Source organism: Spinactinospora alkalitolerans, from assembly GCF_013408795.1.
In the GTDB taxonomy this organism is placed as follows: domain Bacteria; phylum Actinomycetota; class Actinomycetes; order Streptosporangiales; family Streptosporangiaceae; genus Spinactinospora; species Spinactinospora alkalitolerans.
In genome coordinates this window covers 6405227-6427853 of sequence record NZ_JACCCC010000001.1, presented here as the reverse complement: position 1 = coordinate 6427853, position 22627 = coordinate 6405227, and the positions used below count along the sequence as shown (strand labels likewise).

Sequence of the window (22627 nt, the reverse complement as noted above, 5' to 3'; positions counted from 1 at the left end):
CTCTTTCACGTCAGGATCCCGCAGGTTACCGCCCCCCGGAGACAAGATCACCGAAATCGCGATGACCGAAAGCGGACATCGCCGCCCCGCACCCGGATCTACAGGCTCGGCACCACGGCGGTTCAGAATTCCGTCCGAATTCGGAAACGCACCTGCTCGAATGGTCTCCTTGATGAGACACGTTCCTCACTTCTCCGCAACACCAGAGTGGCTCGATTCGGATTCCCCTCTCCGCCCCGACGTGAAATGAATAGAAACCGGCTCGGTCATCGATCGCTTCACCTCACTCCGCTCCTCGCCCGCCGGCAACGGAGGCCCCATGGCGCACAACAGTCCGTGCGAGAATGCGAAGTCCCCCAAATGCAGGTGTTCCGGATGCGGCGGTAGTCTGCACGGCTGGCCCGGCCACCTTCTCCTCGCCCAGCGGCCCTCGGAGGACCGGGACGCACTACGGTCGGCGGCGGACCAGAGCTGGTTCTCCGCCCTCGGCCCTGAGGGCGGCCGCGCTGCGCTCCTGAAGAAGCCGAATATACCCATGAAACGTGCGGCGGCCGACCGGGCAGTGGCGGATATCGTCGACTGGCTCGCAGGAGATGATGACAAGATCAAACGCGTAGCGACGATCGGCCGCCTAATCTCTGAAGACACTCTCAAAGACCTCGACGCCTACGCGGAGAAAGGAACAACAGATAACAGAGATCTACTGAAGCTCCGAAGCATCATCCCCGGACACTTCTGGTGCTCACTTCTGGCCGATCTATCCGGAGCTGCCGACACCGCGCACGGAAACCTCGAAAAAATACCAGGACAGGCGCAGGAAGCACTCCTCGGCAGCGAGGAGCAGCCGGGCTGGGGAGATGTGCAGCGCTACGTCGCGGGATTCACATTGGCCGCCATATGGACTTACGTGAAGCCGCTCGCGGTCACTTGGGACCTGGAGAGCCTCGTTCGCATCATGCGTATCCTTGCGGTCCTCATCTGCCCAGATCCCGGCCGGCACCCGCGGGTCGCCCGGCTCTGCCTGTCGCCACTGGTGAAGGACGTCATCACGGAGACGGCCGAGAGCAGACTCCACCAGAGCTTCGGCGCCGCACTGGATCCCGTCTGGGGAGCCTGAGCGGCCGCGGTTCAGGGCGAGCCGTCCGCTGGTCGGGCTTCCTTGCAAACCCATAGTCGGCCATTCAGGTGACACGGTCCTTGAAGCGGCCTTGCCTTCCCCCACTACTTAGTCAGTCGCCCCGACACTCCTTGCGGCCAAAGTGACCCGCAATCTGCTTGCCGGGGCAGCGAGCGAATCTTCCCACGTCGGTGGAGCAGCGCTCACTGCCATGCACCCACCTGGACGTGGAACACGTCAGCAGATCGGGCGCCCCATCCCCGCGTGTGCGGGGAGCAGTCGTTGTTGGACGACATTCCCTGCTGCCTGTTGGGACCATCCCCGCGTGTGCGGGGAGCAGCGGGCGATCGCGTCGCGCATGCTGGTGCCGTGGGGACCATCCCCGCGTGTGCGGGGAGCAGCGGAGATCGCCGGTGCGGAGGTCCACCGTGCCGGGACCATCCCCGCGTGTGCGGGGAGCAGGCGGTCGCCAACGCCATCTTCACCGCCGCGCAGGGACCATCCCCGCGTGTGCGGGGAGCAGTGGTGGGCGCCGAGGTCGAAAAGCAGGCCGCCGGGACCATCCCCGCGTGTGCGGGGAGCAGCGCGCAGGTGCAGTGGCGCGACATGGAATCGCGGGACCATCCCCGCGTGTGCGGGGAGCAGCTACGAGACGGACACCCGATAGGGCGCCATCTGGGACCATCCCCGCGTGTGCGGGGAGCAGTCCACGCCGTCATAGAGCGCCTGGGAGTAGGCGGGACCATCCCCGCGTGTGCGGGGAGCAGCGACCCGGGTGAAGGACGGGTTCGCCAAGGTCGGGACCATCCCCGCGTGTGCGGGGAGCAGCCGAGGTCGACCAGCCGGTCCACGTCGGATGAGGGACCATCCCCGCGTGTGCGGGGAGCAGGTCTGGGCCCGCGACCACGCGTTCGTCACGCCGGGACCATCCCCGCGTGTGCGGGGAGCAGATCTTTACCTTTTCGTGACCTAATTCGGTTGTGGGACCATCCCCGCGTGTGCGGGGAGCAGCGGCGTCCGTACTCCTGTGCGCCTAGAATGACGGGACCATCCCCGCGTGTGCGGGGAGCAGTCTGCGCACCAGCCGCGCATGAACCAGTGGCCGGGACCATCCCCGCGTGTGCGGGGAGCAGACCTCTCTGGGGCGGCGGTGGACCACGGTGGTCCGGACCATCCCCGCGTGTGCGGGGAGCAGCGCGGCCGATGCGGAGGCGCCGGGTGAGGCTGGGGACCATCCCCGCGTGTGCGGGGAGCAGACGACTCGAGCCGAGTCGTCTCCGTGGCCTTCGGGACCATCCCCGCGTGTGCGGGGAGCAGGCCAGGCACGCCGAGCAGGCGGAGCGGGCGGAGGGACCATCCCCGCGTGTGCGGGGAGCAGATGATGTGGACGCCTTTACCGGGGTCTCCGCCGGGACCATCCCCGCGTGTGCGGGGAGCAGAAGGGCGGCTCCCCGACTGGGAGGGTCCTCAAGGGACCATCCCCGCGTGTGCGGGGAGCAGTGGCCTCTCGGGCAGGATCCCGGATCGGACGTGGGACCATCCCCGCGTGTGCGGGGAGCAGATGACCCTCGAAACCCTGCCGGCCTACGTCCCGGGACCATCCCCGCGTGTGCGGGGAGCAGTATCGCTCCTCGTCGCGGATGTAGGGCTGGATGGGACCATCCCCGCGTGTGCGGGGAGCAGCGGCGGCCGATCAGGTGCTGGTAGAGAGTGTGCGGACCATCCCCGCGTGTGCGGGGAGCAGGCTGAATGACCTGCATGTTTTCTCGCCTTGGACGCTGGTTTTATTCACTTCTCAAGAATCGGGCAAAACACCCATCAGGTTAGAACCTTTCATGCAGCGGATCTACTCTCAGGTGGGTGGCGCGGCCGCAGGTACACGACGATCATCGCCGACAACTACGGTCGATGGCGAGCCACCGACTGAATACGTAGCAGGAATGCCACGGTCGAACGGTCGCACAGCGACGCAGTCTGGACCCGCTCGAATCGGACCGGTATCGCGGCGTGTGACTGTCGCCGGTCACCTACTCGTCAGCGGCAACACCCCTCTTCCGTTGCTCAGAAGACATCACTCCTGGCAACCGGATGTACCGAGCCGTCACGTGTCGAAGACGCCGATGACGTCGACCCCGCACAGGCGGGCGTGGAACAGGCCGGCCTTTGGGTGAGGGCAGTCCCGGTGTGGGCGGACGCAGAAGTGGTGGCCGGCATAGGTGACGCCGCCGGGCTGCAGCGCCGCTGCGGCCAGGCCGCGTGCCAGGGCGGCGAACGTCGGTGCGCAGTCGCGTCCTCCGTACACGAGGTCGTCACCGTGCGCGGTGAGTGCGTCGGCGCTGCGTTCGGCCAGGGCGCGGCGCTCCCTCGTGGTGAGCCCGGCGACCTCGGGAAGCGCGGTCAGGACGGCGGTGGGCAGCATGGCCGCCAGTAACGCCGAGTCGCCGGATCCGCGTTCCGCTCTGCCGCTGGACCGATGTCCGCGGGTCATCGCCGACGTCCTTCCCTGAACTCCAGCGCGGCCTCGACGGTGGGTTCGCAGCAGGCGGCGACCTCCCGCAGCGAGACGCGGTAGCGCGAGGCGATTTCGGTCGCCACCGCGAAGGCGTTGTCTGGGGCCAGAAACCGTCGCTCCACCCTGCGACGTGCTCGGTGGGGGTCATCGGCAGGAGGAGTTGGGACAGCGGCGCGGCGAGTCCCAGATGGCGCATCCACATCTCGCCCAGGACGGCGCGTTTCGGACCGATGGCTAGCTGTGCTCAGGCTCGCCGGAAATGGATTCCGCAGGCCTTCTTCCAGAGCGCGGTCGCTATGCCGCGGCGTCATCTGCGGGGATGGACGTAGAGCATCGTGGCGATCCCCAGGTGTTCGCTCCAGCGGATCGCGCCGAGCTGGTTGGCGTTGATGTCGTCCCGGCAGTCGCCGTCGCCGATGTGCGGCACGGTCTCGCCGGATGTGCGGATTCCGCCCGCTTCGCAGGGCATGGCGACCAGGTCCCGGACCGTGGAGTGCGGGCCGGAGTCGGCCGGCCGGTGGTCGTAGACGTAGAAGAGGTCGGGCATGGCATCGGGCACGGTGTCCTCCGGGTCGGTGTGGTTGTGAGCGGACATGGCGCTCTTTCGGGCACGGCTGGGAAACCCCGCTCACGCGGGAGTGGCATGAGCGTGGAGGGCGGCCCGGTGTCGGACCGCCGCCCGGCGGGTCAGTGGTTACGGCACAGTGCTGCGGCGCGTTCCTCGCGTGCCGCCTCAAGCCAGTCGGGCTCTTCGGCGGTGCCGATCAGGACGTCGCGGCCGAGTCCCCACAGCACGGCGTTCACCGCCAGGCACGCGGCGGCGAGATCGTCGATTTCGCGCGCCTGCCAGCGGATGCCTGCCGGGTCGATGTCGCGGCGGCGCAGCCGGGCGGCGATGTGCATGAGCCGGGTCCCGGTCCCCGCTCCCTGGATGGTGAGGGTGCAGCCGGGCTGGATCCTGGCGACGTTGTGTTCGTCATCGCGATGCAGTCCGGCCCGGATCGGGTCGGGCATGCCGGTGAACATCTCCCGACGCAGCCGGTGCAGCACGACGCCGAGCAGATCGACGTTGCGGCGGCGGAACGGATCGCCGAGGAAGCCGCTCAGTCCGGCGTCGATGCATCCGGCGGCCACGGCCTGGGCCCCGGTCAGCAGGTTGCGGTCGGAGCCCGGTTCCATCCATTCGAAGAAGGGCACCCAGTGGTGGTGCAGGGTCGGCCAGATAGTGGTGGCGCGGTTCCACTGCGTCCACCGTTCGCGCCTGAAGTCGCCCGGCCCCACCTCCGACAGCAGGTACAGCAGTGGCGGCGCCGCGTAGGCGGTGGGCTGCTCGGCGTGCAGCAGGCTGATCGATGCGACGACGCTCATCGGCACCTCCAGCCGGGACGGCCCGTAGCAGTGGACCCAGCGGTCGGTGACGGCTGCGGCGATCCGGCGGGCGTGGTCGCGGGCGGGTTCGGTTCCGGTGGTCACGGGGTCGCCTCCCAGCCGTCGGCGACGAGGTCGCGGCCGATGCGGACGAGTTCGGTGTGGGCGTGCGCGCGGTCGCTGTGCCAGGTGGTGGTGCCGGAGTCACCGGGCACGCCGAGCGGCATGCGGTGCAGGGCGTAGTGCCTGCCGTGCGGAAAGGCGCGCAGAACGCATTCGGCCTCGGGGAGGCGGAGTCTCCAGACGATGGGCGGCTGGGTGATCAGGCCGAGGGCGCCGGCCAGGGTGGTGACGCACCAGCCGCGGTGCGGCAGACGCACGGTCGCCCCGGCGAGCCGGTGACCCGCGTCGGGCAGACTGTTCCAGGTGGTCCGGACGACGAAGACGTCGCGGCGCAGCTCCACCGTCGTGCACGGAACACCGGTGTCATCGGTGCCGTGGGTGAGCGTGTGGTCCCAGGTGTGGGCCAGACCTGCGTTGAGCAGCCGCGCCATGCCGGGCGGCGGGTTGAACCGGGTTCCTGGATCGGCGGTGCGGGGACGCTCATCGCTTCGCCACCTCCGTGCCGGCGGACCGGCCGTGCGCATCGGCGGCGGTGACCGCGTCGCTGTGCCAGTGGGCGACCGGGATGCTGTTCCGGGTGTCGGGGACCACGACGAGCAGGTCGAGGACGCCGCGCTCGGCGTTGCCGTCCAGGTCGATGCGCGGGTAGGTGTAGCGGGCGCGGCCGTCGTCCAGGGCGGTCAGGCGCCGCTCGTAGAGCGCGTAGTCGGCCGCCTCGGTGACCACGGCGTTGGGGACGGAGAGCAGGCGCGGGAACACCCGTACGGCTGCCCGGGCGCAGGCGGTGTGCAGCGGCGGTGCAATGGTCGCGGGCCTTCCGATGATGCCGATGAACACCAGCGGCCCGGTCTCGATCACCTCACCGCAGTGGCCACAGCGCCGCCCGGCCATCAGCAGGCGCTGGGCGCTGGAGCAGTAGCGTCCCGGAACCGGTGCGCCTGCCCCCGGTTCGCACGGGCAGTGCAGCACATCCCCTCTCACCGGGTCGCGCCAGGTCTGCGGTCGTGGCGGTGTGCGGTGGTACTCGCGGGCGTGCGCCATCAGCGTCGGGAAGCCGGGCAGGTTCTGCGGTGCGGGTGCGAGCGGGAGCGCGATCGCGCCCCGGGTGAGCTCGGCCCAACGAGGAGACATCGATTCCTCCGATGATCGGATGAAGACATGCCGAGATAGGCCCGTCTGTGGGCGTTGCGGTCATGGTCGGTTCGGCGGTGGGGGCGCGGTCATCCGTGCCCGGTGCGTCGGCGACGGTGGTCGAGGATCGCGCGGGCGATCAGCGGAGCCGGGTCCTTCCCATCTCCGGTCGACCGCTCCAGAACGCGCGTGATCAGCGCGCTCAGTTCCTGTTCGCGGGCCTGGTCGAGGTACGTGGCGTTGGCTTCGACCGGGACGTCGACCTCGGTGACGGACCTGACGTGGGTGCGGGGCAGCACCCGGTATCCCTCGCGGTCGAGGTCGAACTCGTAGTAATCCCCGTGCATCCACTCCGGCGCGTCGGGGTGGATCTTCCCCGGTTGCCTGATGTCCAGGAAGAGACCGGTGTCGCTGATCCGGGCGCCGTCGGGCACGTCGCAGACGACGTGGACGCGGTGGCCCAGCAGGAGCGCGTTGCCCGTGCGGTGGTCGCGAGCGGGGCCGTGTTCCCGGGCGACGTGGTTCACGACAGCCCTGGCCGCGTCGGCGGGAGTCCGGTGGTTGCGGCCCTGCGCGCCGCAGTCGGCGCAGCTCCAGTGGCGGCCGTGCCACAGGACGAAGTCGGGCAGGGCCTCGACCGCCTCCAGGTCCAAGTCGTCGGGATGGCGGGACGCCGCGTTCCTGATGCGGCGGAACGCCCGGTCGGTGATCGGCATGACGGACTCCTACCTCCTGGTGAGCGCCGGCCCCCCGAACGGGGCGGCCCGTGTTCGCCTCGGGCATTCGGGGCATGTGCCGGGCGGCGCGCAGGAGCAGGGCCCAGCGGGCGATGTCGACGCCCTGCCGCCGCTCAAGGGCCGCGCGCTGCTGCCAGCCCTCGTCGAGGACGTCGGCGCAGCCGATGAGCACGTCGGTTCCCAGATCCCAGAGGTGGATGTTGACGGCCAGGCATGCGGCGACGAGCGGTTCCCTGTCCACCGCGCTCCAGTGCATCGAGGTCGGGGCGATACCGCGTTCGCGCAGGATCCGCGCCGCCGCCGTTAGCAGTGAGTCGGTTCCCGAGCAGATGTCGCCGATCCGGTCGCCGGGCCGCACTTCCGCGTCGAGCCGGAGCAGCGCGAGAACGCGGGCGACATCGGGCGGGGTGAAGAACTGTCCCGCGTCCCGGCGGATGTGGTTGCCGTCGCGCAGCACCGTCAGCAGTTCGCCGAGCACGTCGACCGTGTGCACGGCCTCGGAATCCGCAGTCAGGCCGAACAGGTCGGCTTCGACCACGGCGCGGGTGATCACGGCTACCTCGTCGGCGAGCCGCTTCCCGTCCCGCGGCTCGTGGAACGGTTCCACGAACGGGAGCACGCGAACCATCAGGTCGGGGCGCAGGCGGACGAACTCCGACCAGATGCCGCGGACCGCCGCGACGATCTCCCCCGGTTCGGCATCGGCCAGGAGCACATCCGGCGCGGGACCGTCGGAATCGGCGCGCCGCACCAGGCACAGCGCGGCGACCACGCTCAACGGCACGGTCGCCCCCGAACCGCCGAACTGCGTCCGCCACGCCCGGTCGACGCGCTCGGCAACTCTGCGGGCGTGCCGCTGCGCCTCGCACGGCCTCGACATTCTCTGCACCACACCCCCCTTGTCCGTGACTATAGATAATTAAGTAATTAATATTCACGAGCATGTCAAGGCGACGGCGTGTGGCGTGTCGTCGAGATGCGGCCATGGCGATCAGTCGTCTTGTGGCCTCGTTCCGAACAGACCACGCATGGGCAGACCCATCAGGGGTGCACGAGTCGACAGGCGCGTCACCGGACCGGCCGGTGCCACATGGGACAACGACGCCTTCGGGGTGCGCGGTCTTCTGCGCACCCCGAAGGGGAGTGGCTACCGTTCCGGCTCGTGCGGGTGGCGCTCGATGGCGCGGGCCGGTTCGGCCGACGTCGGTCGGTTGCGGCGCATGCGGCGGAGCTCCTCGAGGTACTGCGTCGCCGCCTCGGCGAGGAGGCGTGCGGCGCGCAGGTCCTCGTCGACGACCCGGTCCGGTGCGACCGTGGTCAGCTGCGCGTACAGCGCCCCTGGCTGACGGTCAGGATCGGCGTGCGCTCGGGATAGCGGAAGCAGCAGGCGCGCGGGTTGCCCACGCTCGCCGGCCGGCCCTCGTCCTCGAAGAGCCCGCCGGAGTGGAACGTCGCCTGCACGCTGTGGTGGTCGGTGAAGTGGGAGACGCTCAGGCCGCTGAACGGACTGAGGATCTGCTCGATCGGGATCGGTGCCCTCCGTTGTCGCCGGAATGCCCTCGACCGGAGGAAGGAGGGAGCGCTCCGTGTTGTGACACGCCGAGATTCAACCGTTGATAACTAAGTTATCTGCAGTCGGATTAAGCGCCATGACGACAAGTGGTCATTCGGCTTTGGGGAGTCACATGGCGATCAACGGTGGGGACCGCGGCGACGCGGGTCTCGAACTCGATCGGGCCGCCGGGGTGCTGCTGGGGGCGCGATGGGGCGCTTCCGCGGTCCCGTGGGAGTGGCGGCGCGCGGTGCACGGCCGGTCGGGCCTGGACTCGCGCGGCCTGATCGACCTGGCGGCGCGCGCCGTGGCCGGGCTGCGTGCCGAAGGCAGGCGGGTGCTGCTGCACTGCGCGGTCGGGCGCAGCCGGACTCCGGCGGTCGCCGTCCGCTACGCCGCCCTGACCGGAACCGACACCGCGGCCGCGTTCCGCGACGTGCTGAAGGCGCTGAAGCCCAACCGGCCGCTGCTCGACCACGAGCTCGAGCGGGCGGTGTACGAGCTGGCGGGGGAGCACGCGCCGCCGCACCACGACCGGCTGTAGCCGACTCGCCCGCTCGCGGTGCGCGAGAATCGGCCCAGCGCACCGGAGAACGACACGACGCCGATACTGATGGAGGAGTAGGCCGTGGCCGTCCCGGCCCTCACGCACGACGAGCAGGTCCGTGCGACCCTGCCGCCCGGGCTCCGTCCGGTCCTGGACCGCCTCGCCCCCGTCCCGCGGGAGGCGTCCCGTGCCGCGTCACCTGAGGTCGAGGACGAACTCGCCCTGCTGGGGTCCCACCTGGCCGGCCGGTCCGCGAACACGCGGCGCGCCTACGCGGCCGACTGGCGGCGCCGGCGCGTCTGGTGTGAGCGCAACGGCAGGACCGCGCTGCCCGCCGATCCCGGTGACGTCGCGCTCTACCTGGCCTCGGCCCACCTGACCGACCCCGGCGCAGGGCGTCCGGCCAACAGTTCCGCGGCCGTCGCCCGGTGGAGCGGCGCCATCGCCGCGGTGCACACCGCCCACGACCTGCCCACCCCCACCACCCGGCCGCCGGCCGCCGCCGTGCTGCGCCTCCTGCGCGCCCGCGGCTCCACCAGGAGGCCGGCCTCCCGGCCGCTCACCGACGCCGAGTTCCGGCGGCTCCTGGCCGCACTGCCCCCCCCGACGTCCGGCCCGAGGCCGCCGCACGGCGGCGCGACCGGCTCACCCTCGCCCGCGCCACAGGCCTGGGCCCCGACCCGCTCCTGGCCCTGACCGTCGAGGCCGCTCGACAGGTCGACACGTCGACACCGCATGTCGACTCCGCGCCCCAACCGCTCCTGGTGCCCGCCTCCGCGCAACCGCCGGACTGCCCGGTGTGCGCCGTTCGTCCAGTGGCGCGAACTCCTCGACGTCGCCGACGAGCCCGGTGCGCACCCGTCGGCAAACGGCTTCGTCGACTTGTCACCCGTGCGCGTGGCCGCCGACGAGCACCTGCGCGCCCGCGTGACGGCCCCCACCGAGGAACTCGACCAAGGCGCCGTCAACGACCTGGTGCACGCCTACGCCGACCGGGCCGGCATCGACACCACCGGGCTGTCCGCGTTCTCCCTGCGCCGCAACGAGCGCGCTCACCCCTGACCCGCAGACCTCCCGGCCCGCCGCGCATCGCTCTGGGCCAGGTCCCACTCATGGGCCTTGACCACCGTCTCCACGCTCACCTGGAATACCTTGGCCAGCTCCACGGCGTCGCTGTGGCGCAGCCGCCGCACCCGGCCCGACTCCAGGGCCTGATAGGCCCCGACCGTCAGGTCAGGGGTGCGAAGCGCGGCGACGACGCCCTGCTGCGACAGCCCCCGCGCGGCCCGCAGCGTGGCCAGCCCGCCCTCCTCCAGGAAGTCGCGCGGGTCCGCATCGAGCGCGCCGGCCACCAGGACGAGGTTCTCCGGCGTCGGCGCCGCGCTCCCGTCCTCATAACGCAGCACCATCGCGTGGTTCAGTCCGGTGCGCCGCGCCAGTTCCGACACCGACAACCCGGCCCCCTCCCGTGCGGCCCGCAGCACCCGAGGCCGGAAACCCGGCACACCCCGCCTCGCCATCGCAGCACTCCTCATCCCGCCCGACTCGCTGTCCACCCTGCCCCAGCCGGAGGCCGGAACAGTACGTCGGCACAGGGACGACACGCACCGCTGATTGTGTTTATAGATGAATAGAATATCTATAGTAAGAACAGTGGCAGAGGTGGCCGCCTCAGGCCCAAGACGGTCCCGGTGGACTCTTCGTCAGGAGACCCGCGGATGAGCAAGCGACCCACGGCTCCAGGCCCAAGCCCTCGGTCGTCGAAAGCGCCACCGACGGCTACCGGGCGATCTGTGGCGAGAACTGGGAGCGGATCGCGCCCGCCATGGTCGACGCCCTGGAACCGCACCTGCGCACCCGCACCGGCTCGGGCCGCGAACAAGCCCGCGCCACCGCACGCCGCGCGGTGATCGCGACCGGCCTCATCCCCATCGGCGGGGACATCGGCGTCGGCCACGCCACCGAGGTGGTCAGCGCCGTCCTGGCCGCGTTGGCCCAGGAGCGGCGGTTGAACGACCGCGCACTGGCCCACCTGCGCTCACACCCCGCCTCCTGAGGCCGGAACACCCCGCCACCGATCGGACCGGCCGGACCGGAGCCGTCCGTGTCTCCGTCATCCCGGCAACCCACGAGCGAGAAGGAAGCTCTCCATGATCACGTCTGTGCACCGTCCACGGACCGGTTCCGAACCGCAGCGGACCATCGCGGACCGGGGGCGGCCCGTGCCCGCGACCGCGGCCCAGGCCATGCACCGGCTCCAGCGGCTGCTCACCGGCGCCGGCCTGGATCGCATGCTCCTCGGACACGAGCGCGGGGTCTCCGTGCTCTCCGTCCCCTCCGATCTCACCGTCTGGTGCGTCAACGGCCGCATCACCTGGCGGCACGGCACCGACCGCCACGTCACCGTCGAGATCCACCCCGCCACCGATCCCGAAGGCGCCGCCCACCACCTGCTCGCCCTTCTCAGGGGCACCCGGCACAGCGACGAGCAGGAGGAGTCCCCGACCGAGGGCGGCCCGGCGCCGTCCGCCGCAGAAGTATCGGTGCAGGGGAGGGACACGGGACCGCTGAAGGGCGGTACAACGGTGCCCGTCGGCGCCGCCGCGGACCGCTCGCGTCGGCCCGTCACGAGTCGGCTCATCGGCCCGCTTCCTCACCCGCGAAGACAGCACACCGATCGCGGCTCGACGAGCCGGCAGGGGAGCCAACGTCATGCAGTCCGACCCGCCCGACCACGACGACCACGCCCCGTCACCGCCGCACGACCACCCCGGGCGGCGTGACCGTCCCGACAGCGGCCCGCTGCCTCGGCAGAGGGGCAGTCGGTGAGGCCGCTGACCATCGTCGAGCTCTACGCCCTGCCCGCGGCCGTGGACTTGATGACGGCCGCGCAGGCCCTGAACATGGGACGCACCATGGCCTACGAGCTCGCCAGGCGCGGAGAGTTCCCCTGCGCGGTCATCCGCTACGGCGACACCTACCGCGTCCCGACGGCGGAGATCCTGCGGCTGCTGAACGTTCCCATCCCGAACAGAGAATCACCGACAGTAACGGAATCCGGACAATGATCCACGCTCGAAATCCAGTGCCACCGGTCCGCCCGGTGCCGTCCACGGACGGTCCCGTCCGTGCCCTGACGGACACGACCGTCCCGTCCGCACGGACGAATGACGGGCAAACGATCAAGAGCCCGGCTCTCGTGATCGAGAACCAGGCTCTGAGCTGGGAAAATGTGTGGGCGTACCAGGACTTGAACCTGGGGCCTCATCCTTATCAGGGATGCGCTCTAACCGACTGAGCTATACGCCCTGCGTTCCGCAGGAACTCTACCGCATGTGGGGGACCGGGGTGAAACCCGTTGCCCTGGGCGGTGGTGGAGGGGTGCGGGGTCCGCGTTCCTCTCCACCTCTGATTTTAGCGTGTTCGGAAGGGTGCTCGGGCCCCGCGCCGGTGGGGTGCGGGGCCCGAGGCGGGCGTCGGGCGAGCGGGTCCTACTCGGACTCGCTCAGGGTGACGTCGATGCCGCCCACGAGGTCGGCGGCGAGGTTGTAGAGCATCGCGCCGACGGTGGACAGGGCGGTGATCAGGATGATGTTCAGCGCCCCGATGAGGCCCGTGTAGCCGAGGACCCGGGCGGGGGAGAACCAGTTCTCCGGGTCGAGGGAGAGATCGTCGCCCTCACCGCCGTCGGTGAGGGAGGCGATGAGGTCGGTCACCGCGTCGAAGACGCCCAGGGTCGACAGGATCGTGTAGGTCACGGCGACCGCGACGAACAGGATGATGAAGCAGACCAGCGAGATGACGAAGCTGAACTTCATCACCGACCAGGGCTCGACCCTGCTCAGGGTCAGGTGCGCCTTGCGAGCGGACTTCGCGGTCTTCGGAACGGAACCGGACCGCTCCTCCGGTGCTGCCATGATCACGCCACCCTGTTCGGCACTCACGGCCGTCGACGACTCGGCTTCCTCCCGGTCCTCGACGGCCGCCGGAGCCGAGGGAACGGAAGCCTCGTGTTCTTCTTCCTTGCTGCTCTTGTCGGTGTCCACCTCGGCCGACTCCTGGGCAGCGGACTCCCGTTGCGCGTTGTCAGACATAGCCACGTTACCGCTGGACTTTCCATGTGACGGTTGGGACCCGGGAGAGGGGGAGACGAGCCGAACTCCGCGGGATGGATATCAGGTTCTGCTTGCAGACAACCCTATTGGTCTTCACGACCGATTGCCCGGCGCTACTCGGCGCCGGTCGCCTCCACGGACCCGCCGCCCTCGGGGGTTCCGCCCTCGGCCGCCTCGGCCGCCTCCACGGCCTCCTCGACCTCCTCCTCGGCCTCGGCGTTGCGCGCGAGGGCCACGACGTGGTTGCCCTTGCTGAGGTTCATCAGGCGGACGCCCATCGTGGACCGGCCCGACTGCTTGATCTCCGAGCAGTGAGTCCGGATGACCCCGCCGGCCGAGGTGATCGCGAAGACCTCGTCCTCCTCGGGCTGCACCATCAGCGCCCCGACGAGCCTGCCGCGCGCCTCGACGACCTTGGCGGTGAGCACGCCCTTGCCGCCGCGCTTCTGCTGCGGGTACTGGTCGGCCGGCGTGCGCTTGGCGTAGCCGCCCTCGGTGGCCACGAACACGTCGGTGGCGCCCTCGCCGTCCCGGATGACGTCCATGCTCAGCAGGTAGTCGCCCTCCAGGAACCGCATGCCGATGACGCCGCTGGTGGCGCGGCCCATCGGCCGCAGCGACTCGTCGGAGGCCGGGAACCGGATCGCCTGGGCGTTGCTGCTGATGAGCAGCAGGTCGTCGGTCGGGAAGACCAGCCGCACCGCGATGAGCTCGTCGTCCTCGCGCAGGTTGATGGCGATGATGCCGGCGGCGCGCGCGGAGTCGAACTCCTCCAGGCGGGACTTCTTCACCAGGCCCTCGCGGGTGGCCAGGACCAGATACGGCGCGGCTTCGTAGTCGCGCAGCGCCATGACCTGCGCGATCTCCTCGTCCGGCTGGAACGGCAGCAGGTTCGCGACGTGCTGGCCGCGCGCGTCGCGGGCGGCCTCAGGGAGCTCGTAGGCCTTCGTGCGGTACACCCGGCCCTTGTTCGTGAAGAACAGGATCCAGTTGTGGGTGGTCGTCACGAAGAAGTGCTGGACGATGTCGTCCTGCTTGAGCTGGGCGCCCCGCACGCCCTTGCCGCCGCGCTTCTGCGCCCGGTAGTTGTCGATCCGGGTGCGCTTGGCGTAGCCGCCGCGGGAGATCGTGACGACGATGTCCTCCTCGGCGATGAAGTCCTCCATGCGCATGTCACCCTCGGACGGGATGATCTGCGTGCGGCGCTCGTTGCCGAACTTCTGCACGATCTCGGTGAGCTCGTCGCGGACGATGCTGCGCTGGCGCTCAGGCGAGGCGAGGATGTCGTTGTAGTCGGCGATCTGCGCCATGAGCTCGTCGTACTCGTCGGTGAGCGCCCGCGCCTCCAGCGCGGCGAGCTTGCGGAGCTGCATGTCGAGGATCGCGCGGGCCTGGATGTCGTCGATCTCCAGCAGGCCCATCAGGCCGGTCTTGGCCTCGTCGGCGGAGGCGCTGGCCCGGATCAGCGCGATGACCTCGTCGATGCGGTCGATCGCCTTGAGCAGCGCGCGCAGGATGTGGGCGCGCTCCTCGGCCTTGCGCAGCATGTAGCGGGTGCGCCGGACGATGACCTCGATCTGGTGGGCCACCCAGGTGCGCACGAACTGGTCGAGGCGCAGCGTGCGCGGCACCCCGTCGACCAGGGCGAGCATGTTGGCGCCGAAGGTCTCCTGCAGCTGCGTGTGCTTGTACAGGTTGTTCAGCACGATCTTGGCCACGGCGTCGCGCTTGAGCACGATGACCAGGCGCTGGCCGGTGCGGCCGCTGGTCTCGTCCTTGACGTCGGCGATGCCGGTGACCTTGCCGTCCTTGACGAGCTCGGCGATCTTCAGCGCGAGGTTGTCCGGGTTGACCTGGTAGGGCAGCTCGGTGACGACGAGGCACTGCCGGCCCCGGCGGTCCTCCTCGACCTCGACGACGGCGCGCATGGTGATGGAGCCGCGGCCGGTGCGGTAGGCGTCCTCGATGCCGCGTTTGCCGACGACGAGGCCGTTGGTCGGGAAGTCCGGGCCCTTGATGCGCCCGATCAGCGCGTCGAGCAGGTCCTCGTCGGATACCTCGGGGTGGTCTAGGTACCAGTTGACGCCGTCGGCCACCTCCCGCAGGTTGTGCGGCGGGATGTTGGTGGCCATGCCGACCGCGATGCCGTTGGAGCCGTTGACCAGCAGGTTGGGGAACCTGGACGGCAGCACGTCGGGCTCGGCGGTCTTGCCGTCGTAGTTGGGCGAGAAGTCGACGGTCTCCTTGTCGATGTCCCGCACCATCTCCATGGCGAGGTTCTCGAGCTTGCACTCGGTGTAGCGCATGGCCGCGGCGGGGTCGTTGCCCGGCGAGCCGAAGTTGCCGTTGCCGTCGATCAGCGGCATCCGCATGGACCACCGCTGCGCGAGCCGGACCAGGGCGTCGTAGATCGCGGAGTCGCCGTGGGGGTGGTAGTTGCCCATGACGTCGCCGACGACGCGCGCGCATTTGAAGTAGCCGCGGTCGGGCCGGTAGCCGCCGTCGTACATCGCGTAGAGGATCCGGCGGTGCACCGGCTTCAGGCCGTCGCGGACATCGGGCAGGGCCCGGCCGACGATCACCGACATCGCGTAGTCGAGGTAGCTGCGCTGCATCTCGACCTGGATGTCGACGGGTTCGACCCGATGGAGGCTTTCGGTTTCCTCGGGAGCTCCGGGGGTGTTCGCATCCGTCACTGGATGTCGATCCTTTTCTGCTGAGTCGTTCGCTGCCGTGGAGGGAGCCGGCCGGCTAGATGTCCAGGAAGCGAACGTCGCGGGCATTGCGCTGGATGAAGCTGCGTCGCGATTCGACGTCCTCGCCCATCAGCACGCTGAACATCTCGTCGGCCTGCGCGGCGTCGTCCAGCGTCACCTGGAGCAGCATCCTGCGCTCGGGGTCCATGGTGGTGTCCCACAGCTCGTTGGCGTTCATCTCGCCGAGGCCCTTGAACCGCTGCACGAGGTCGCGCGGGCGGGGGTCCCTCTTGCCGGCCGCGATCCCGGCGGCGATGACCTCGTCGCGCTCGCGGTCGGAGAAGACGTAGTCGGCGTCGTTGCCCCGCTGGTCCCACTTGATCTTGTACAGCGGGGGCTGCGCGAGGTAGACGTGGCCCGCCTCGATCAGCGGCTTCATGAACCGGAAGAGCAGGGTGAGCAGCAGCGTCCGGATGTGCTGGCCGTCGACGTCGGCGTCGGCCATCAGGATGATCTTGTGGTACCGCAGCTTCTCGAGGTCGAAGTCGTCGTGCACCCCGGTGCCCAGGGCGGTGATGATCGCCTGGACCTCGTTGTTCTTCAGGATGCGGTCGATGCGCGACTTCTCGACGTTGAGGATCTTGCCGCGGATGGGCAGGATCGCCTGGTAGTGGGGGTCGCGGCCGCCCTTGGCCGAACCGCCGGCCGAGTCGCCCTCGACGATGTAGACCTCGCACTTCTCCGGCTCGGTCGACTGGCAGTCCGACAGCTTGCCGGGCAGGGAGGTCGACTCCAGCAGCGTCTTGCGCCGGGTGAGGTCCCTGGCCTGGCGGGCGGCGATGCGGGCCCGCGCGGCCTGGCTGGCCTTGGTGACGATGTCCTTGGCCTCGCCGGGGTTGCGGTCGAACCAGTCGCGCAGGTGCTCGTGGCAGACCCGCTGCACGAACGACTTGGCCTCGGTGTTGCCCAGCTTGGTCTTGGTCTGCCCCTCGAACTGGGGGTCGGCCAGCTTCACCGAGATGATGGCGGTGAGACCCTCGCGGACGTCGTCGCCGGTGAGGTTGTCGTCCTTCTCCCGCAGCAGCTTCTGGTCGCGGGCGTAGCGGTTGACGATGGAGGTGAGCGCCGAGCGGAAGCCCTCCTCGTGGGTGCCGCCCTCGGCCGTGTTGATCGTGTTGGCGAAGGTGTGCACCGAGGAGGTGTAGGACTGGTTCCACTGCATGGCGATCTCCGCGGAGATCCCCTCGCCCTCCTCCTCGAAGTCGATCACGGAGGCGTGCGAGGCCTCCTTGCTGGCGTTGATGTGGCGGACGAAGTCGGAGAGGCCGCCCTCGTAGTGGTAGGTGTGCACGACGGGGGAGTCGTCGACGAACTCCGGGCGCTCGTCGCGGATGGTGATGGACAGCCCCTTGTTCAGGAACGCCATCTCCTGCAGCCGCCGCGACAGCGTCTCGAAGCTGTAGGCGGTGGTCTCGAAGATCGAGCCGTCGGCCCAGAACGTGAGCTGGGTGCCGGTCTCCTCGGTGGCCTCGCCCTTCTCCAGGCCGGTCACCGGGCGGGTCGTCTCGTAGCGCTGCCGCCAGATGTGGCCGTCGCGCCGGACCTCCACCTCCAGCCGGCTGGCCAGCGCGTTGACGACGGAGACGCCGACGCCGTGCAGACCGCCGGAGACCGCGTAGGACTTGCCGTCGAACTTGCCGCCCGCGTGCAGGGTCGTCAGGACGACCTCGACGGCGGGTCGCCTCTCCACGGGGTGGAGGTCGACCGGGATGCCGCGGCCGTTGTCGGCGACGCGGACGCCGCCGTCGGCGAGCAGGGTGACCTCGATGGCGCTGGCGTAGCCCGCGAGTGCCTCGTCAACGGCGTTGTCCACCACTTCGTAGACCAAGTGGTGCAGACCCCGCTCACCGGTGGACCCGATGTACATGCCGGGGCGTTTACGTACCGCCTCGAGCCCCTCAAGAACCGTGATTGATCGAGCGTCGTAGGCCAAGTGTGAACACCCTCCTGCTGGGGACGCCTGCCGACCTCAGGACAGCGGGTGAGCGACGCGGTGGCCCCGGGTGAAATCGCTGCTGCGCAGCCGCCCCCGCCGGGTACCGCCGCTTCCCCGATTCCCTGCCCCGCTCTTGTGCGGGTCTCGTCGGTGGAAGCGTCCGAAGAACCGTGTCCATGATACCGCGCACAGCGTCAGAAAGTGTCATTCGCGGCTCTGTGCTGCCTCACAACGGACGAACAGAGAGGGAGACGACTCCCCACACGCGCCCCGCCCTGCCATCGACTTCCCGCGCCATTCAGTGCGCGTTCGGGGGATGGGACTCGTGGGGCCGCCGTTGCCGCTGCGTAACCGGGCGGCTTCCGTCCGGTCACGTCCGGCCGGACCGGGTCAGCGCACCCTCCACTGGCCGGCGGCGCCCCGGCCCCGGCCCGGCCCGCGGACCTTGATGGAGCGGACGCTGCCCTGGCCGAGTTCCTCGTTGAGGCGGCGCAGCAACTGGGGCGTCAGCGCGCGGACCTGCGTGGCCCAGGTGGGGGAGTCCACGCTCACCACCAGTTCGCCCTCCTCGAAGGTCTCGGGGCGCACGTGCTCGGCCAGCCGGTCGCCCACGATCTGGGCCCAGCGCCCGAAGACCCCGCCGATCGCCACCTGCTCCTGCCAGCCGTTCTCGATCAGCCACGCGCGCACGGCGTCGCCGAAGAGCTGCGGTTCGCTGCGCGAGCGCACCGGGCCGCGGCGCACCCGGCGCGGAGTGGAATCGGGGGCCGCCCCGCGGTCCTTGGCCGCGGCGCGCGCCTGGGCCAGCGCCTGGCGGGCCAGTTCGATCCCGCTGGGCGCGGAGCGGTCGCCGCCCTGATCGCCACCGCCGCCGGCCGGGGTGCCGGGGGGCGGGGTCGGGGGGTCGGCGTCGCTACTCACGGCGCACGGCCCCCTCCTGCACCCGGAACCGGGCGCCGGAGAGCTCCTCGGGGATGTCACCGGGCACGGCGGCGCTCACGAGGACCTGCTCGGCGGTGCGCACGTGCTCGGCCAGCCGGCGCCGCCGCTCGGAGTCGAGTTCGGCGAAGACGTCGTCGAGGATCAGCACGGGGTCGTCGCCGTCGGCGCGCAGCAGCTCGAACCCGGCGAGCCGCAGCGACAGCGCGTAGGACCAGGACTCGCCCTGGCTGGCGTAGCCCTTGGCCGGCATGTCGTCCAGGCGCAACTGGAGGTCGTCCCGGTGCGGGCCGACCAGGCTGACGCCGCGCTGCAGCTCCTGGGTCCGGGCCTCGGCCAGTGCGCGGCGCAGGGTGTCCACAAGCTGGGGACGGTCCATCGGCAGGGGGACGTCGTCGTCGGCCGCCGAGCCGCGGTAGTGCAGGGTCGGCGGCCCGCCGGACGTGGTGAGCTCGCTGTAGGCCTTGGCGACCAGCGGCTGGAGCTCGGCCACCAGCGCCAGGCGCGCGGCCAGGAGTTCGGCGCCGGCGCGGGCCAGGTGGTCGTCCCAGACGTCGAGGGTGGACAGGTCGGGCTCGGCGCGCTGCTTGAAGTACCGGGCCGACGCCGACTTCAGCAGGGCGTTGCGCTGCTTGAGGACGCGCTCGTAGTCGGATCGGACACCGGCGTACCGGGGCGTCCGGGCGACCAGGAGCTCGTCGAGGAAGCGGCGGCGCTCACCGGGGTCGCCCTTGACCAGGGCGAGGTCCTCGGGCGCGAACAGCACGGTGCGCAGGACGCCGAGCACGTCGCGGGGGCGGGTGGCGGGGGAGCGGTTCAACCGCGCCCGGTTGGACCGGCCGGGGTTGATCTCCAGCTCGACGATGGCGCGGCGCTCGTCCTTGACGACCGCGGCCCGCACGACCGCCCGCTCGGCCCCCTTGCGCACGAGGGGCGCGTCGGTGGCGACGCGGTGGCTGCCGAGGGTGGCCACGTAGCCGATGGCCTCGACCAGGTTGGTCTTGCCCTCGCCGTTGGGGCCGACGAACGCGCTGATCCCCGGCTTCAGTTCCAGGTGGACCGACTCGTAGGACCGGTAGTCGGCCAGTTCGAGATGTGATACGTGCACTGGCCCTCCTCGCGGTCGGTTTCACGTGAAACAGCGGTCGCCGTACATGTGGGAGGGGTGCGCTCAGCGGCCGGAGGGACCGGCGGGTCGGGCGCACTCCCTCCACAGGGATACCAGCGACCTACGACGAATCAGCTCCGCAGGGTCTGCGACGGGTCGTCGACGGTGCGGGTGACGGCGTGCCCGCCGAACTGGTTGCGCAGCGCCGCGATGACCTTCATCGCCGGGCTGTCCTCCTGCCGCGAGGCGAACCGCGCGAACAGCGCGGCCGTGATGGCCGGCGCCGGGACCGCGTGGTCGACCGCGGCCTGGACGGTCCAGCGGCCCTCGCCGGAGTCCTGGGCGTAGCCGCGGAGCTGCTCCAGCTCCGGGTCCTCCTCGAGCGCGTTGGCCAGCAGGTCGAGCAGCCAGGAGCGGACGACCGTGCCCTCGCGCCAGCTTTCGAAGGTGCCGGGGACGTCGTCGACGATGTCGGCGGCCGCCATGAGCTCGTAGCCCTCGGCGAACGCCTGCATCATGCCGTACTCGATGCCGTTGTGGACCATCTTGACGAAGTGCCCGGCACCGACGCCGCCGGCGTGCACGTAGCCGCCGCCGGTGTCGGGGGTCAGCGCCTCGAAGACCGGCTTGGCTCGGGCGACGTCGTCGGCGTCCCCGCCGACCATGATCCCGTAGCCGTTCTCCCGCCCCCAGACGCCGCCGCTCACTCCGGCGTCGACGTAGTGGACGCCCTTGTCCATGAGCTCGTCGGCGCGGCGGCGGTCGTCCACGTAGTGGGAGTTGCCGCCCTCGATGATGAGGTCGCCGGGCGCGAGGAGGCCCGCGAGTTCCTCGATGGTGGCCGCGGTGGGCGCGCCGGCCGGCACCATCAGCCAGACCACGCGGGGCGCCTCCAGCCGCTGCACCAGCTCGGCGATGCTGTCGACGTCGCGCACGTCCGGGTTGAAGTCGAAGCCGACGACGTCGTGGCCCTTGTCGCGCAGCCGCGCCGCCATGTTGCCGCCCATTTTGCCCAGGCCGATGAGACCCAGTTGCATGCTCTCGTTCCCCCTATGTGCGACCGGTCTGTGGATATGTGGATGAGCCCGCGGGTCAGCTCGACAGCCGGACCGGCATGATCAGGTACCGGTAGTCGGAGGCCGCTCCGTCCTCGGCCGGCTTGCCGGTGATGATGGCCGGCTTGGTCGATGTCGTGAACTGCAGGCGGGCGATGTCGGAGTCGATCGCGTTCAGGCCGTCGACGAGGAAGGCCGAGTTGAACGCGATCTGGATGTCGTCGCCCTCCATGGTGGCATCGAGGACCTCCACGGCCTGCGCCTCGTCGCCGGTACCGGCCTCCAGCACGAGCTTGCCGTCGCCGAAGGCCAGGCGGAGCGGGGTGTTGCGCTCGGCGACCAGCGACACGCGCTTGACCGCCTCGATGAACTCCGACTTCTGCACCTCGGCCACGGAGTTGAACGAGTCGGGCAGCAGCGCGCGGTACTTGGGGAAGTCTCCGTCCAGCAGCCGGGAGGTGGTGCGGCGGCCGCCGCCCTCGAAACCGATCATGCCCTCGCCGCTCTCGGCCGCCGACAGCGCGATGGAGACCTCGGCGCCGCCGGTGAGCGACTTCGCGGTGTCGGCGAGCGTCTTGGCCGGCACCAGGGCGACCGCGGACAGGTCGGGGTTCTCCGGCTTCCAGGTCAGCTCGCGCACGGCCAGGCGGTAGCGGTCGGTGGAGGCGAGCGTGACGGTGTCGCCCTCGATCTCGACCCGCACGCCCGTGAGCATCGGCAGGGTGTCGTCCCGGCCAGCGGCGACGGCCACCTGGCTCACGGCGGCCGCGAAGACGTCGCTGCCGATGGAGCCGGTGAGCCCCGGCATCTCCGGCAGGGTCGGGTAGTCCTCCACAGGCAGGGTGAGGAGTGTGAACTTCGCGCTGCCGCAGGAGACGACGACCTTGGCGCCGTCGGTGCTGATCTCCACCGTCTGTGGAGGAAGGTTGCGGGTGATCTCGGCGAGGAGGCGGCCGGAGACCAGCGTGGTGCCGGGCTCCTCCACGTCGATGTCCACCGACACCTGGGCGGAGACCTCGTAGTCGAAGCTGGACAGCTTGAGCCGCTGGCTCCCGTCGTGCTCACCGGCGTCCAGCAGCATCCCGGCCAGGACCGGAACCGACGGCCGGGCCGGCAGCGTACGAGCGGTCCAGGCAACGGCGTCGGCGAGCACGTCGCGTTCGACCCGGAACTTCACCATCCGACTCACTTTCCTCGAAAACCACGGGCCCCTGAGCGGTGCGCGCGGCGAGGCGCGTGGCCGCCGCGCACCCGGCGACCGGCGCCCGACCTGCGGGCACCGACTCGCCCGGGGGGCGGTGCGGCGCGGTCGTGCCACCGGACGCTTCAGGGGACGGGTTCACACGGTACCCGGATTCGAGCCGCGACGCTGCCCACCACACCCTTTTGGCTCCGACCGCCTCCGACCGGGATCGGATCGGCGGGCCGCGCCGGACCGGGTGCGCGGGCCCGTCCTCACCTCGTCGGTGCGATCGGTCTCACCCCGGCCGCGGGGGCGGTGCGGGTCGGGAGCGGACTTGTCCACAGAATCGGGCCGAACCTGTTTTCCAAGCCAATCGAGTTCTTAAGGAGGCGTAGTAGTAGTAGGGGCTGTGGACAGTGTGGATAAGCACTGTTTCAGCAGCTCGGCC

Annotated in this window: 24 protein-coding genes, 1 tRNA gene, 1 pseudogene and 1 CRISPR repeat array; of the genes and pseudogenes, 9 read left to right on the top strand and 17 right to left on the bottom strand. The window is 70.2% G+C overall.

The genetic code is table 11. From position 1 onward, the window contains the following. Positions 1-319 precede the first annotated feature (319 nt). Complete coding sequence (locus HDA32_RS28850; RefSeq protein WP_179646148.1) at positions 320-1117, top strand: hypothetical protein; 798 nt, start codon at positions 320-322, stop codon at positions 1115-1117. Positions 1118-1367: 250 nt separating this feature from the next. Then, positions 1368-2861: a CRISPR direct-repeat array (repeat unit 29 nt; unit sequence GGGACCATCCCCGCGTGTGCGGGGAGCAG). 357 nt (positions 2862-3218) lie between these two features. Here the strand turns inward: HDA32_RS28850 and HDA32_RS28845 are convergent. From HDA32_RS28845 to HDA32_RS31200, 6 genes are all read right to left on the bottom strand, one after another. After that, entirely contained in the window at positions 3219-3605 is a 387-nt protein-coding gene (locus tag HDA32_RS28845) for a hypothetical protein (protein WP_179646147.1), read from the bottom strand. A gap of 331 nt (positions 3606-3936) precedes the next feature. After that, on the bottom strand, positions 3937-4224 hold the full coding sequence (locus HDA32_RS28840) for a hypothetical protein (protein ID WP_179646146.1): 288 nt from the start codon (positions 4222-4224) through the stop codon (positions 3937-3939). A 92-nt stretch (positions 4225-4316) separates the two neighbouring features. Next, positions 4317-5102: a hypothetical protein gene (locus HDA32_RS28835; protein WP_179646145.1), complete on the bottom strand. Its 786-nt coding sequence runs from the start codon at positions 5100-5102 to the stop codon at positions 4317-4319. Continuing rightward, complete coding sequence (locus tag HDA32_RS28830; RefSeq protein ID WP_179646144.1) at positions 5099-5551, bottom strand: hypothetical protein; 453 nt, start codon at positions 5549-5551, stop codon at positions 5099-5101. The genes HDA32_RS28835 and HDA32_RS28830 overlap by 4 nt, the downstream gene beginning before the upstream one ends. 49 nt (positions 5552-5600) lie before the next feature. Continuing rightward, positions 5601-6251 carry a hypothetical protein gene (locus HDA32_RS28825; protein ID WP_179646143.1) on the bottom strand — a complete coding sequence of 217 codons (651 nt, stop codon included), beginning with the start codon at positions 6249-6251 and terminating at the stop codon, positions 5601-5603. Between the two features lie 89 nt (positions 6252-6340). Beyond that, complete coding sequence (locus HDA32_RS31200; RefSeq protein ID WP_246334527.1) at positions 6341-6967, bottom strand: hypothetical protein; 627 nt, start codon at positions 6965-6967, stop codon at positions 6341-6343. Between HDA32_RS31200 and HDA32_RS31195 the strand changes: the two genes are divergently transcribed. After that, entirely contained in the window at positions 6966-7295 is a 330-nt protein-coding gene (locus HDA32_RS31195; protein WP_246334526.1) for a hypothetical protein, read from the top strand. The two genes, HDA32_RS31200 and HDA32_RS31195, sit on opposite strands and share 2 nt — an antisense overlap. Here HDA32_RS31195 and HDA32_RS32190 read toward each other — a convergent pair. Beyond that, positions 7176-7445, bottom strand: a pseudogene (locus HDA32_RS32190) (N-6 DNA methylase); the annotation flags it as partial. The gene HDA32_RS31195 and the pseudogene HDA32_RS32190 overlap by 120 nt on opposite strands. Here HDA32_RS32190 and HDA32_RS31190 point away from each other — a divergent pair. After that, entirely contained in the window at positions 7425-7907 is a 483-nt protein-coding gene (locus HDA32_RS31190; RefSeq protein ID WP_246334525.1) for a hypothetical protein, read from the top strand. The pseudogene HDA32_RS32190 and the gene HDA32_RS31190 sit on opposite strands and share 21 nt — an antisense overlap. A 398-nt stretch (positions 7908-8305) precedes the next feature. Here HDA32_RS31190 and HDA32_RS28815 read toward each other — a convergent pair whose 3' ends face one another. Then, positions 8306-8449 (bottom strand): hypothetical protein, encoded by a 144-nt coding sequence (locus tag HDA32_RS28815; protein ID WP_179646141.1) that lies wholly within the window; start codon positions 8447-8449, stop codon positions 8306-8308. Between the two features lie 224 nt (positions 8450-8673). On the opposite strand from HDA32_RS28815, the gene HDA32_RS28810 reads away from it, so the two are divergent. The 3 genes from HDA32_RS28810 (at position 8674) to HDA32_RS28800 (ending at position 10149) form a co-directional block, all read left to right on the top strand. Beyond that, complete coding sequence (locus HDA32_RS28810) at positions 8674-9084, top strand: hypothetical protein (RefSeq protein ID WP_312863369.1); 411 nt, start codon at positions 8674-8676, stop codon at positions 9082-9084. An 84-nt stretch (positions 9085-9168) separates the two neighbouring features. Then, a complete protein-coding gene (locus HDA32_RS28805; RefSeq protein ID WP_179646139.1) occupies positions 9169-9783 on the top strand; it encodes a site-specific integrase in 615 nt (204 codons plus the stop codon). Between the two features lie 39 nt (positions 9784-9822). Further along, on the top strand, positions 9823-10149 hold the full coding sequence (locus HDA32_RS28800; protein ID WP_179646138.1) for a hypothetical protein: 327 nt from the start codon (positions 9823-9825) through the stop codon (positions 10147-10149). Here the strand turns inward: HDA32_RS28800 and HDA32_RS28795 are convergent. Beyond that, positions 10140-10607 carry a helix-turn-helix domain-containing protein gene (locus HDA32_RS28795; RefSeq protein WP_179646137.1) on the bottom strand — a complete coding sequence of 156 codons (468 nt, stop codon included), beginning with the start codon at positions 10605-10607 and terminating at the stop codon, positions 10140-10142. The genes HDA32_RS28800 and HDA32_RS28795 overlap by 10 nt on opposite strands. A 305-nt stretch (positions 10608-10912) precedes the next feature. Here HDA32_RS28795 and HDA32_RS28790 point away from each other — a divergent pair, with 305 nt between their 5' ends. The 3 genes from HDA32_RS28790 (at position 10913) to HDA32_RS28780 (ending at position 12155) form a co-directional block, all read left to right on the top strand. Then, complete coding sequence (locus HDA32_RS28790; protein WP_179646136.1) at positions 10913-11143, top strand: hypothetical protein; 231 nt, start codon at positions 10913-10915, stop codon at positions 11141-11143. 94 nt (positions 11144-11237) lie between these two features. Beyond that, a complete protein-coding gene (locus HDA32_RS28785) occupies positions 11238-11870 on the top strand; it encodes a hypothetical protein (protein WP_179646135.1) in 633 nt (210 codons plus the stop codon). Between the two features lie 42 nt (positions 11871-11912). Next, complete coding sequence (locus tag HDA32_RS28780; protein ID WP_312863368.1) at positions 11913-12155, top strand: helix-turn-helix domain-containing protein; 243 nt, start codon at positions 11913-11915, stop codon at positions 12153-12155. A 167-nt stretch (positions 12156-12322) separates the two neighbouring features. On the opposite strand, the gene HDA32_RS28775 is transcribed toward HDA32_RS28780, so the two are convergent. The 8 genes from HDA32_RS28775 to dnaN all read right to left on the bottom strand — a co-directional run bounded on the left by HDA32_RS28775 (position 12323) and on the right by dnaN (position 22173). Beyond that, positions 12323-12396: transfer RNA gene (locus HDA32_RS28775), tRNA-Ile, on the bottom strand. A gap of 182 nt (positions 12397-12578) precedes the next feature. Then, positions 12579-13181, bottom strand: coding sequence for a DUF3566 domain-containing protein (locus tag HDA32_RS28770; protein ID WP_179646134.1), 603 nt, complete (start codon positions 13179-13181; stop codon positions 12579-12581). Positions 13182-13315: 134 nt separating this feature from the next. Beyond that, complete coding sequence (gene gyrA, locus HDA32_RS28765) at positions 13316-15898, bottom strand: DNA gyrase subunit A (protein ID WP_179646133.1); 2583 nt, start codon at positions 15896-15898, stop codon at positions 13316-13318. 55 nt (positions 15899-15953) lie between these two features. Beyond that, complete coding sequence (gyrB, locus tag HDA32_RS28760) at positions 15954-17891, bottom strand: DNA topoisomerase (ATP-hydrolyzing) subunit B (protein ID WP_179646132.1); 1938 nt, start codon at positions 17889-17891, stop codon at positions 15954-15956. 393 nt (positions 17892-18284) lie between these two features. Further along, positions 18285-18815 carry a DciA family protein gene (locus tag HDA32_RS28755; RefSeq protein WP_179646131.1) on the bottom strand — a complete coding sequence of 177 codons (531 nt, stop codon included), beginning with the start codon at positions 18813-18815 and terminating at the stop codon, positions 18285-18287. Next, the gene (recF, locus tag HDA32_RS28750) at positions 18808-19941 is read right to left on the bottom strand and encodes a DNA replication/repair protein RecF (protein WP_179646130.1); all 1134 of its coding nucleotides are present in this window, start codon (positions 19939-19941) and stop codon (positions 18808-18810) included. The genes HDA32_RS28755 and recF overlap by 8 nt, the downstream gene beginning before the upstream one ends. 131 nt (positions 19942-20072) lie before the next feature. After that, positions 20073-20978 carry a phosphogluconate dehydrogenase (NAD(+)-dependent, decarboxylating) gene (gene gnd, locus HDA32_RS28745; RefSeq protein ID WP_179646129.1) on the bottom strand — a complete coding sequence of 302 codons (906 nt, stop codon included), beginning with the start codon at positions 20976-20978 and terminating at the stop codon, positions 20073-20075. Positions 20979-21033: 55 nt separating this feature from the next. Next, positions 21034-22173, bottom strand: a complete 1140-nt coding sequence (gene dnaN / locus HDA32_RS28740) for a DNA polymerase III subunit beta (protein ID WP_179647021.1) — start codon at positions 22171-22173, stop codon at positions 21034-21036. Positions 22174-22627 lie beyond the last annotated feature (454 nt).

Bases quoted from the DNA above. Each gene is read 5' to 3' on its own strand.
- HDA32_RS28850 (WP_179646148.1), top strand. From the start codon at position 320: ATGGCGCACAACAGTCCGTGCGAGAATGCGAAGTCCCCCAAATGCAGG.
- HDA32_RS28845 (WP_179646147.1), bottom strand. From the start codon at position 3,605: ATGACCCGCGGACATCGGTCCAGCGGCAGAGCGGAACGCGGATCCGGC.
- HDA32_RS28840 (WP_179646146.1), bottom strand. From the start codon at position 4,224: ATGTCCGCTCACAACCACACCGACCCGGAGGACACCGTGCCCGATGCC.
- HDA32_RS28830 (WP_179646144.1), bottom strand. From the start codon at position 5,551: ATGGCGCGGCTGCTCAACGCAGGTCTGGCCCACACCTGGGACCACACG.
- HDA32_RS28825 (WP_179646143.1), bottom strand. From the start codon at position 6,251: ATGTCTCCTCGTTGGGCCGAGCTCACCCGGGGCGCGATCGCGCTCCCG.
- HDA32_RS31195 (WP_246334526.1), top strand. From the start codon at position 6,966: ATGACGGACTCCTACCTCCTGGTGAGCGCCGGCCCCCCGAACGGGGCG.
- HDA32_RS31200 (WP_246334527.1), bottom strand. From the start codon at position 6,967: ATGCCGATCACCGACCGGGCGTTCCGCCGCATCAGGAACGCGGCGTCC.
- HDA32_RS28810 (WP_312863369.1), top strand. From the start codon at position 8,674: ATGGCGATCAACGGTGGGGACCGCGGCGACGCGGGTCTCGAACTCGAT.
- HDA32_RS28800 (WP_179646138.1), top strand. From the start codon at position 9,823: ATGTCGACTCCGCGCCCCAACCGCTCCTGGTGCCCGCCTCCGCGCAAC.
- HDA32_RS28795 (WP_179646137.1), bottom strand. From the start codon at position 10,607: ATGGCGAGGCGGGGTGTGCCGGGTTTCCGGCCTCGGGTGCTGCGGGCC.
- HDA32_RS28790 (WP_179646136.1), top strand. From the start codon at position 10,913: ATGGTCGACGCCCTGGAACCGCACCTGCGCACCCGCACCGGCTCGGGC.
- HDA32_RS28785 (WP_179646135.1), top strand. From the start codon at position 11,238: ATGATCACGTCTGTGCACCGTCCACGGACCGGTTCCGAACCGCAGCGG.
- HDA32_RS28770 (WP_179646134.1), bottom strand. From the start codon at position 13,181: ATGTCTGACAACGCGCAACGGGAGTCCGCTGCCCAGGAGTCGGCCGAG.
- gnd (WP_179646129.1), bottom strand. From the start codon at position 20,978: ATGCAACTGGGTCTCATCGGCCTGGGCAAAATGGGCGGCAACATGGCG.